A 9,432-nucleotide genomic window follows, 5' to 3' on the forward strand; every position below is an offset into this window, starting at 1 on the left:
GCCATGTCGTGCGAGAATACGCGTTCTTTATTGTTTCCCTTCCGATGGTTAATCACGCGTCTATGACTGCACAACTAATCGATGGCAAGGCGATTGCCGCCAAGCTGCGCCAGCAAATCGCTCAACGTGTCGCGCAGCGGCGCCAGGAGGGCCTGCGCACGCCGGGCCTGGCAGTGATTCTGGTCGGCACCGACCCTGCCTCCCAGGTCTACGTCTCGCACAAGCGCAAGGATTGCGAAGAAGTAGGCTTCCTGTCGCAGGCCTTCGACCTGCCTAGCCACACCACGCAAGAAGCGCTTACTGAACTGATCGATCGCCTCAATGACGACCCGTCCATTGACGGCATCTTGCTCCAACTGCCGCTGCCCGCGCACCTCGACGCGTCGTTGCTGCTCGAGCGCATCCGCCCGGACAAGGATGTGGACGGCTTCCACCCCTATAACGTCGGTCGCCTCGCACAGCGTATCCCGCTGCTGCGCCCCTGCACACCCAAGGGCATCATGACCCTGCTCCAGAGCACCGGGCAGGACCTGTACGGCATGAATGCCGTGATCGTCGGGGCCTCGAACATCGTTGGACGGCCAATGGCGCTGGAGTTGTTGCTCAGCGGCTGTACGATCACCGTGTGCCATCGCTTCACCCAGGACCTGGCAGGGCATATCGGGCGCGCGGACCTGGTGGTCGTTGCCGCCGGCAAGCCTGGGTTGGTCAAGGGCGAATGGATCAAGGAAGGTGCCATCGTCATCGACGTCGGTATCAACCGTCAGGAGGATGGCAAGCTGGTGGGCGATGTCGTCTACGAAACCGCCCTTCCCCGTGCTGGCTGGATTACCCCGGTACCGGGCGGCGTGGGGCCGATGACCCGCGCCTGCCTGTTGGAAAACACCTTGTATGCGGCCGAAACGCTTCACGGCGATTGAGGCAAGCGAGCATGGCGGCCCTGCCGTCATTGCTTGAGCGACGGGCGGTTATCTACCGCCCCATCCTCATTCAGGCGAATTCGATTATTGGCCAGCCTGCCCGCCCTGCCGCTGCGTTTAGTCACCGCTAATCGCGCACCTCTGATATCGAACGCCCTCCTCTCAGCTCCTCCTGCCAGCGCGTGACAATTCGCATTGCATGGTTCAGCCAACAATCCATTGCCCCATTGGGTTTCCAATAAATACAGATGCGCTAAACCCGCGGGCCTGCGCAAGCCTCATCACATCCCCTTGAGGTCTGTATCCAAAACTCTTTCGCGTTGAATGCCGCCCTCCATGGCAAGCTTATTGCTGCCTGTAGCCTGTTGCCTGAGCGCTAGGCACTCTGATGGGTGAGCTGACACTTACCGCACTCCAACAGAGCATCGAGCGCTTACGTGCACCATGACTGGTCAGACCGGTAAGGCCAAAAAAGCTTGCACTGCGCCGAAAATAGGCGTTTTATGGCCAAGCGCTGAACAAACCGGTAAGACCACAATAATTAAGTCCTGCGCTCATTCGCCCCGTGCGGCCAACGAAGCAAGGACACCGACCTGAGATCACTCCCATGCTCAAATGGTGCTCGCGTTCGATCTTCCTTCAAGTCGTGCTGGGCTTGGCCCTTGGCGTTGCCTGCGGCCTGAGTTTCCCCGACCTTTCTTTGCAGCTCAAACCCCTCGGCGATGGCTTCATCAAGCTGATCAAAATGCTGATCGGCCTGATCGTCTTTTGCGTAGTGGTCAGCGGCATTTCCGGTGCCGGTGACCTGAAGAAGGTCGGTCGCATCGGCCTCAAATCGGTCATCTATTTCGAAGTGCTTACCACGCTGGCGCTGGTCATCGGCCTGGTGTTCGCGTTCACCAGTGGTATCGGTAGCGGCGCCAACATCCACCTCGACCAGTTGTCCGGCGCTGATGCCAACAGCCTGGCCGAGCGTGGTCAGCATATCCATGGCGCCACAGCGTTCTTTATGGACCTGATCCCCACCTCGGTGGTAGGTGCCTTTGCTGACAACAACATCCTGCAGGTACTGTTGTTCTCGGTACTGTTCGGCAGCGCGCTCAACCTGGTGGGCGATTCGGCTGCGGGCATTTCGCGGCTGATCAACGAGCTTAGCCATGTGATCTTCCGCATCATGGGCATGATCGTGCGTCTGGCGCCCATTGGCGTGTTCGGCGCCATCGCCTTCACGACCAGCAAGTACGGCCTGGAGTCGCTCCAGCATCTGGGCGGCCTGGTGGCGTTGTTCTACCTCACGTGCGCAGGGTTCGTGCTGATCGTGCTGGGTACCGTCATGCGTTTGTCGGGGCTGAAATTGCTGCCCCTGATCAAGTATTTGCGCGAAGAGCTCACCATCGTCCTGGGTACGGCTTCTTCCGATGCCGTGCTACCGCAGATCATGCGCAAGCTCGAACACCTGGGCATCGGCAGCTCAACGGTCGGGCTGGTGATTCCAACTGGCTATTCCTTTAACCTTGATGGTTTCTCCATCTACCTGACCTTGGCCATTGTCTTCATCGCCAATGCCACCGGTACGCCCCTGGCGATGACAGACCTGCTGACGATCTTGCTGGTTTCACTGGTAACGTCCAAGGGCGCGCATGGGATTCCAGGCTCGGCGCTGGTGATTCTTGCCGCGACACTGACGGCAGTCCCTGCGATCCCGGTGGTGGGCCTGGTACTGGTACTGGCTGTGGATTGGTTCATGGGCATCGGACGCGCGTTGACCAACCTGATCGGCAATTGCGTTGCCACCGTGGCCATCGCCCGCTGGGAAAAAGACATCGACCTGGAGCGCGCTCAGAACGTGCTCGACGGCAAGCCTGGCTTTGCGCACAACCCGCGTAAGCAGCCTGCAGCCCACCAACAGGAATTCTGAAAGAAAAGGGCCGGCTCGCATGCCGGCCCCTGAAGGAGCGAAACGTGATCAGCTCATCAACCGTCGTCAACGCTGTGGTGGAAAAGCTGCGTCAAGCCCTCGCCCGTGGCCAATGGCGCAGTGGCGACATGCTCCCTGGCCAGCGAGAATTGGCCGAACAACTGGGCATCAGCCGCCCGAGCCTGCGTGAGGCGGTCATCGTGCTCGAGACCCTTGGGCTGGTGCGCGCTTTGCCAGGCAAAGGTGTGCTGGTGCTGGATGCCGATACAGCTACCTCGGCTTCGGCGCCCACTGCCAGTGCACAGGCCAGCCTCGCCGATGTGCTTGAACTGCGCTATACCCTCGAACCCTTCATCGTCGGACTGGTGGCCCAGTCGGCCAACAGCCAGGACATCGGCCAGTTACGGTTGACCTTGATGGACATGCGTGAAGCCCTTGAGGCCGATGACAGCGAAGCAGGCATGAACGCTTACATTGCATTCCACCAGGCGCTGTTTGCCCTGACCACCAACCCCATTTTCCAGAGCGTCGTACAGCAAACGGGCATTGCCCTGAAGCAAAGCGCGGACATGCTGCGCAATTCACCCGAGCACCTGGCTGCCCGTCTCAAGGAAAACGAAGCCGTGGTGCGGGCGATTCGTGAGCGCAATAGCACCCAGGCCAGCACCCAGATGCGGCAACACATTCTCGCCGAAGGTTTGCGCATGGGCATTGCGCTCAATGTGCCGGACGAACATCGGCACCCATAATCCAGGAGAGCAATCATGAAGGGTGCACATCACCTGCCCGACCTGCTTGCAGCCGGTGAAACCCGGCTTTGCGCCGAACAGATCTACCCACGGTTGTTCGATGCCATTCTGGAGCAACGCCTGCCGCCTGGCACTTTGCTGCCAGAGCAAGCGCTGGGCCAGGCATTCGGCGTGAGCCGTACGGTCATCCGCCGAGTGCTAGGCCGCTTGAGCGACCAGCAGGTAGTGGTACAACGCCCAAGCCATACGGCTCATCTGGTTGCGCCCGATCCGAATCAGGCACGCCAGGTACTGAGCGCGCGCCGGCTTGCCGAAACCACGCTGATAACCCTGGCCGTCGAGCGCGCCCGTCCCGGGCAACTCAAGCAGCTGCGCCAATTGGTCGAGCGTGAACGCGTGCATCATGAAAAGGGCGAACGCTGCGCCGCTATACGTCTGGGTGGTGAGTTTCACCTGAAACTGGCCCAGGTGGCTGACAATGCTCCGTTGTCGCGCTTTCTCAATGGGTTGGTGCCCATGACGTCCCTTATCATTGCGCGCTACGAGTCACCGTGCTGTGACCATTGCGCCTGGCAAGAGCATGCAGCGCTGATCGAGGCGCTCGAGCGAGGCGATGCACAGTCCGCCCTCGCCCTCATGAACGAGCACCTTGACCGGCTTGAAGCCAAGCTTCAACTGGACTGAGCCAGGTGATTTCAGCGAACCTGCTGACAGCAGCGCCTCAAGTTGCTGCCATTGCCGAACTGGGCAGGCCGAACATTTTGTCGAAAGCCCAGTTGTAGGCAAAGGTATAGCAAGGCACCAGCACGATGAATGCCATGTCCACCAGCAGCGCATCGAGCAGGCTCATGTCCAACCACCATGCGATCAGCGGAATCAGGTAGATCACGAGGGTCAACTGAAACCCTACTGCGTGCACTACGCGCCGAGCCACGCTGCGCCCTCGTGTGGCTTGCCGGCTTTCCCAATATTCAAACAGCGTGTTGTAGACCAGGTTCCAGATCATGGCGACGGTGGTGATCATCACCGCGAGCGGCCCCGTGTGAGAAGCCTGGGTGTCGGACAGGTAGGCCAGACCCAAGGTTGACATGCACAGGCCGATCAACTCGTAAAACGTCACATAAACCAGTTTGCGCTTCAAACCCTGCACTGCATCGACCTCATCTAAATGGCTTGGGCCGGGTATAGTGCGTCATTGCATCTGACAGCAAAAGTCAGCAGATTTCAGCCTGACTGACAGGAGAAGCGTATGTCATTTACCAGTGAAACTATCCAGGTTTTTCTCACCGTGCTGGACAAAGGCTCATTCTCTGCCGCCGCGCGCAGCCTGCAGCGCGTGCCCTCGGCAGTCAGCATGGCAATCGGCAACCTGGAGGCCGAGCTGGGCTACAGCCTGTTCCAGCGCGGAGCTCGCGATGTTCGACCCACAGTCCAAGCCCTTGCGCTTGAGCCCCATGCGCGGCTGATTGCCGAGCAGTTGGGTTTGCTGCAAGTGCATGCCGTAGAGCTCTCCGAGGGCCTGGAAAGCAACCTGACCCTGGCGGTGGTGCCGGACGTCGATCAGCAACTGCTAATAGCGGCCATTGCCGAGCTAGGCAAACGTTATCCATTGCTTGAAGTCGCGATACTGAGTGCGCCGCAAGAACAAGCGCTGGATTTGCTGGACAGCGGTCGGGCCGACTTGTGCGTGGCATTTGCAGGTCTTCACGTCGACCCGCAGCGCGGGTTTCAGCTGATTGGCGTCGAGTCTCTGGTGGCGACCCTTGCTCCCCATCATCCGGCCGCACGGCCTGGTGTAATACAGAACCTCGAAGACCTTACAGGCGTGCGGCAGATCCTGGTACGCAGCCGCGACCTGCCGTTGACCGACCCGCGCATGGTCATTGGTGCCACGCATTGGACGACCGACAGCTTCGACCTCGCCTTGCAGATGGTCGAGGCAGGCCTGGGCTGGGGTGATCTGCCGCTGTCCCGGGTCGCGCCGCTGTTGGAGGCAGGCCGCCTGAAACGTTTGGCCTTCCAGAACACGCGCAACGAGCTGCAACTCCCGGTGCATGTGTTCTGGCGTAAGCAGCAACCGCTGCTCAAGGCTGCCAGGATGCTGGTCGAGCGGCTGGCCTTGAGGTGATCGCCGCTTGTCGAAAGCTGTGAGAAATTTCCGTAGGCGTATCAACCTTTTACCCGCCACGCCGATACCCCTTTCGACAGGGCTGACAGCGCACCACACCCGCGCTGTGCCCTCCCGTTAATGGCTCAAGGTCTCGAAACATGAACCTGAAATTTCGCCACAAGATTCTGCTCAGCGCCAGCGGCGTAGTGGTATTGGCATTCGCCTTGTTCACGCTGTACAACGATTACCTGCAACGCAATACAATCCGGCAGAACATCGAGGCATCGGTGGAACAATCCGGCGCATTGACCGCCAGCAGCGTGCAGAACTGGATGAGCGGGCGCATTCTGGTGCTGGAAAACCTGGCCCAAGATATTGCCCAGCTCGGAACGGGGGACACCCTCGCTGGCCTGGTGGATCAGCCTTCCTATACGCGCAACTTCCTCTTCACCTACATGGGCCAGGCCAACGGGGTATTCACGCAGCGCCCTGATGCGCAAATGCCTGCAGACTATGATCCACGCAAACGCCCTTGGTACAGCGCAGCTGCCAACGCCGGCCAGACCTTGCTGACGCCGCCCTATCAAGCGGCTGTGGGTGGCTTGGTGGTGACGGTAGCCATCCCGGTCAAAAGCCGGTCCAACGGCGAGCTGCTGGGTGTAGTGGGCGGCGACGTCAGCCTCGATACGCTGGTCGAAATCATCAACAGTGTCGACTTTGGCGGCATAGGCCACGCCTTCCTCGCCGACAGCGATGGCCAGGTGATCGTCAGTCCTGACAAAGACCAGGTCATGAAAAACCTCAAGGACATCTACCCTGGCACCAACCTGCGCGTTGCACCCGGTATGCAGGACGTCGTGCTCAATGGCCAGGAACGCTTGATCTCATTTGCGCCAGTGGCCGGCCTGCCCTCGGCCAAGTGGTACATCGGTCTTTCGATCGACAAGGACAAGGCTTATGCAGCCCTGAGCCAGTTCCGTACTTCGGCACTGATAGCCATGCTCATCGCGGTCGCTGTCATCGCAGGCCTGCTTGGCTTGCTGATTCCGGTGCTGATGCGCCCCTTGACCGCCATGGGACGCGCCATGCGTGACATCGCCGAAGGCGAAGGTGACCTGACCCGCCGCCTGGCGGTGCAGCATCAGGATGAGTTCGGCGAATTGGCTACGTCTTTCAACCGCTTCGTTGAACGTATCCATGCCTCCATCAGCGAGGTGTCCTCGGCCACACGGCTGGTCCACGACCTGTCTGAAAAAGTCGTCAGCGCTTCCAATGCCTCCATCAACGGTTCTGAAGAACAAAGCATGCGAACCAACAGCGTGGCGGCAGCGATCAATGAACTGGGTGCCGCGACCCAGGAAATCGCGCGTAACGCAGCCGATGCATCGCAGCATGCGAGCGGCGCCAGTGAGCAGGCCCACGATGGACGTGCCGTGGTGGAGGAAGCGATCAGCGCCATGACCTCGCTGTCGCAGCGCATCAGCGAATCGTGTGCACAAATCGAAACCCTGAACGCCAGCACCGACGAAATTGGCAAGATCCTGGATGTGATCAAGGGCATTTCTCAGCAAACCAACTTGTTGGCCTTGAACGCGGCCATCGAAGCCGCTCGCGCTGGCGAGGCCGGCCGTGGCTTTGCCGTTGTGGCTGATGAAGTGCGAAATCTTGCCCACCGTACGCAGGAGTCAGCCGAGGAAATCCATCGAATGATCACCGGCCTGCAGGTCGGCTCACGCGAGGCGGTGCATACGATGAACACCAGCCAGGTTTCCAGTGAGCAAACCGTCCAGGTAGCCAACCAGGCGGGTGAACGCCTTGCCAGCGTGACTCAGCGCATCGGCGAAATCGACGGCATGAATCAGTCGGTGGCCACCGCCACCGAAGAGCAGACTGCCGTGGTGGAAAGCCTCAACCTGGATATCACCCAGATCAATGCGTTGAACCAGCAGGGTGTGGAGAATCTCAACGAAACGCTGCGCCATTGCGATCAATTGGCCCAGCAAGCCGGCCGGTTGAAGCAGCTAGTGGGCAGTTTCCGGATCTGATTGTTTAGCGTCGTATGGGGGCAGCGCCATGATGCGGGCTGCCCCAGTTATAACCTAATAACGAACAAGTCTATTTGGCTATAAAAAAATCTATATGCTGGCTGCATCCGATAACGGGCAAAGCTGGGCAGTCGAGTAGCGTATGGATGTAGGTTCTTTCGGTTTTACCATTGCAGGATTGGTCGTAGGGTTCATCGTTGGCATGACGGGTGTAGGCGGTGGCTCGCTGATGACGCCAATCCTGCTGTGGTTCGGGATCAACCCAGCAACGGCAGTGGGTACCGACCTGCTCTATGCGGCGATCACCAAGGCCAGCGGCGTATGGGTACATGCGCGTAACAAGAACATCGATTGGAAGATCACGGGGCTACTCAGCCTGGGCAGCGTTCCCGCGGCTGCACTGACGCTGTGGTTCCTCAGTACGCTGCACACCGACACCACGGCCGTGAACGCGATCATCAAGCAGGGCTTGGCCGTTGTATTGATCCTCACAGCCTTGGCTATCTTGTTCAAATCGCGTTTGCAGGCATTCGCTAGCCGCCACGCCGGTGACCATTACCATCTGAGCGATCGTAGCCTCAATACCCTGACTGTCCTGACCGGCGTCATATTGGGTGTCATGGTAACGCTCACCTCCATCGGCGCTGGCGCACTGGGCACCGTCGCCCTCTTCCTGCTCTACCCCTCCCTGATTACACGTCGCCTGGTTGGCACCGAGATAGCCCACGCCGTCCCGCTCACATTGGTGGCTGGGCTGGGTCATGCGGGCATGGGTAACATGGACTGGTCATTGCTCGGCTACCTGCTGCTGGGCTCATTGCCGGGTATCTACCTGGGTAGCCACCTGACCGGGCGCATATCGGACCGGGTGCTGCGCCCGTGCTTGGCCACGATGCTGCTATTGATTGGCTATAAGCTGGCGTTCTGAGGGCAGTTGATCCTCAACCGCCACTGTCCGCTGAAGCTCAATTCGATGCGGGACAATGGCAGGACATCGATACGTTGGGCTGCCACCATTGGGCAGCCCAGCACCTGTACCAATACTGCACGCATGACCATTGGGTGAGTGACAGCGAACCATTCACCCGGCAGCTCAAAATCCTTCAGCCAGACGCTCATACGATGGCAAAGCGCTTGAAAAGACTCCCCTCCATGCACCTCGCTCGCGGGGTTCTCCAGCCAGTCGGCCAAGGCTGACGGCTGCTCGGCTTGTACGCGCTTTAACGCCAGCCCTTGCCATCGCCCCATGTTGCAATCCGCCAATCCTGACGCAATCGTTGCATCGCCCAAGGCCAGGGCGGTTTGCTGAGCGCGCTGTTCCGGCGCTGTCAGGATCTGAAATGTACCGTGCGGTACGCAGCGGTGGGGTACGGACACCAGTGGCTCTTCCGGCTCAGGGAAATACCCACGCTTTTGAGCCAGCGTTAGTCCATGGCAGATCATCGTCAGGCGAGTGGCTTTCACCTTTAGGGCCTCGAGGGTAGGAATGAATTCAGTTAGCCCCGAAGGTGATCATCCTGGTGACCTCGTCCGGAGCGGCCTAGCCTATGCAGGATGATTCATTAATCACGCGCAGTTGTTGTTTTTCAACGCCCTGCTCACGGGCAGATGGAGAAGCAACGTTGAGACTTTTTGCAGCCCAAAGACAAAACCCCTACCTGCGTGCGCAGATAGGGGTTTTGCGAAATGG

Annotated in this window: 9 protein-coding genes and 1 pseudogene; 8 read left to right on the forward strand and 2 right to left on the reverse strand. The window is 59.4% G+C overall.

The features are described from left to right. The first annotated feature begins 62 nt into the window (after window positions 1-62). The 4 genes from folD to ACK59L_RS21000 all read left to right on the forward strand — a co-directional run bounded on the left by folD (window position 63) and on the right by ACK59L_RS21000 (window position 4,271). A complete protein-coding gene (gene folD / locus ACK59L_RS20985) occupies window positions 63-920 on the forward strand; it encodes a bifunctional methylenetetrahydrofolate dehydrogenase/methenyltetrahydrofolate cyclohydrolase FolD (protein WP_409275820.1) in 858 nt (285 codons plus the stop codon). 607 nt (window positions 921-1,527) lie between these two features. Continuing rightward, window positions 1,528-2,838 carry a C4-dicarboxylate transporter DctA gene (locus ACK59L_RS20990; protein WP_058603776.1) on the forward strand — a complete coding sequence of 437 codons (1,311 nt, stop codon included), beginning with the start codon at window positions 1,528-1,530 and terminating at the stop codon, window positions 2,836-2,838. Between the two features lie 44 nt (window positions 2,839-2,882). Continuing rightward, complete coding sequence (locus ACK59L_RS20995) at window positions 2,883-3,587, forward strand: FadR/GntR family transcriptional regulator (protein WP_058637419.1); 705 nt, start codon at window positions 2,883-2,885, stop codon at window positions 3,585-3,587. Window positions 3,588-3,602: 15 nt separating this feature from the next. Beyond that, window positions 3,603-4,271, forward strand: coding sequence for a GntR family transcriptional regulator (locus tag ACK59L_RS21000; RefSeq protein WP_196134870.1), 669 nt, complete (start codon window positions 3,603-3,605; stop codon window positions 4,269-4,271). Window positions 4,272-4,308: 37 nt separating this feature from the next. On the opposite strand, the gene ACK59L_RS21005 is transcribed toward ACK59L_RS21000, so the two are convergent. Then, window positions 4,309-4,737 (reverse strand): PACE efflux transporter, encoded by a 429-nt coding sequence (locus ACK59L_RS21005; protein ID WP_409275823.1) that lies wholly within the window; start codon window positions 4,735-4,737, stop codon window positions 4,309-4,311. 99 nt (window positions 4,738-4,836) lie between these two features. Here ACK59L_RS21005 and ACK59L_RS21010 point away from each other — a divergent pair, with 99 nt between their 5' ends. The 4 genes and pseudogenes from ACK59L_RS21010 (at window position 4,837) to ACK59L_RS21025 (ending at window position 8,670) form a co-directional block, all read left to right on the forward strand. Further along, window positions 4,837-5,715, forward strand: coding sequence for a LysR family transcriptional regulator (locus tag ACK59L_RS21010; protein ID WP_196134869.1), 879 nt, complete (start codon window positions 4,837-4,839; stop codon window positions 5,713-5,715). 140 nt (window positions 5,716-5,855) lie between these two features. After that, window positions 5,856-6,887: pseudogene (locus ACK59L_RS21015) on the forward strand (cache domain-containing protein); the annotation flags it as partial. Window positions 6,888-7,001: 114 nt separating this feature from the next. Then, complete coding sequence (locus tag ACK59L_RS21020) at window positions 7,002-7,742, forward strand: methyl-accepting chemotaxis protein (RefSeq protein WP_371259668.1); 741 nt, start codon at window positions 7,002-7,004, stop codon at window positions 7,740-7,742. A gap of 142 nt (window positions 7,743-7,884) precedes the next feature. Continuing rightward, complete coding sequence (locus ACK59L_RS21025) at window positions 7,885-8,670, forward strand: sulfite exporter TauE/SafE family protein (protein ID WP_196134867.1); 786 nt, start codon at window positions 7,885-7,887, stop codon at window positions 8,668-8,670. On the opposite strand, the gene ACK59L_RS21030 is transcribed toward ACK59L_RS21025, so the two are convergent. Further along, window positions 8,652-9,206 (reverse strand): histidine phosphatase family protein, encoded by a 555-nt coding sequence (locus ACK59L_RS21030; RefSeq protein ID WP_409275826.1) that lies wholly within the window; start codon window positions 9,204-9,206, stop codon window positions 8,652-8,654. The genes ACK59L_RS21025 and ACK59L_RS21030 overlap by 19 nt on opposite strands. Between the last annotated feature and the right edge of the window lie 226 nt (window positions 9,207-9,432).

Origin of the sequence: Pseudomonas sp. KCJK9111 (assembly GCF_046231935.1) — a bacterium.
Taxonomy (GTDB): Bacteria; Pseudomonadota; Gammaproteobacteria; order Pseudomonadales; family Pseudomonadaceae; genus Aquipseudomonas; species Aquipseudomonas parafulva_B.

Bases quoted from the DNA above. Each gene is read 5' to 3' on its own strand.
- ACK59L_RS21000 (WP_196134870.1), top strand. From the start codon at position 3,603: ATGAAGGGTGCACATCACCTGCCCGACCTGCTTGCAGCCGGTGAAACC.
- ACK59L_RS20990 (WP_058603776.1), top strand. From the start codon at position 1,528: ATGCTCAAATGGTGCTCGCGTTCGATCTTCCTTCAAGTCGTGCTGGGC.
- ACK59L_RS21025 (WP_196134867.1), top strand. From the start codon at position 7,885: ATGGATGTAGGTTCTTTCGGTTTTACCATTGCAGGATTGGTCGTAGGG.
- folD (WP_409275820.1), top strand. From the start codon at position 63: ATGACTGCACAACTAATCGATGGCAAGGCGATTGCCGCCAAGCTGCGC.
- ACK59L_RS21020 (WP_371259668.1), top strand. From the start codon at position 7,002: ATGCGAACCAACAGCGTGGCGGCAGCGATCAATGAACTGGGTGCCGCG.
- ACK59L_RS21010 (WP_196134869.1), top strand. From the start codon at position 4,837: ATGTCATTTACCAGTGAAACTATCCAGGTTTTTCTCACCGTGCTGGAC.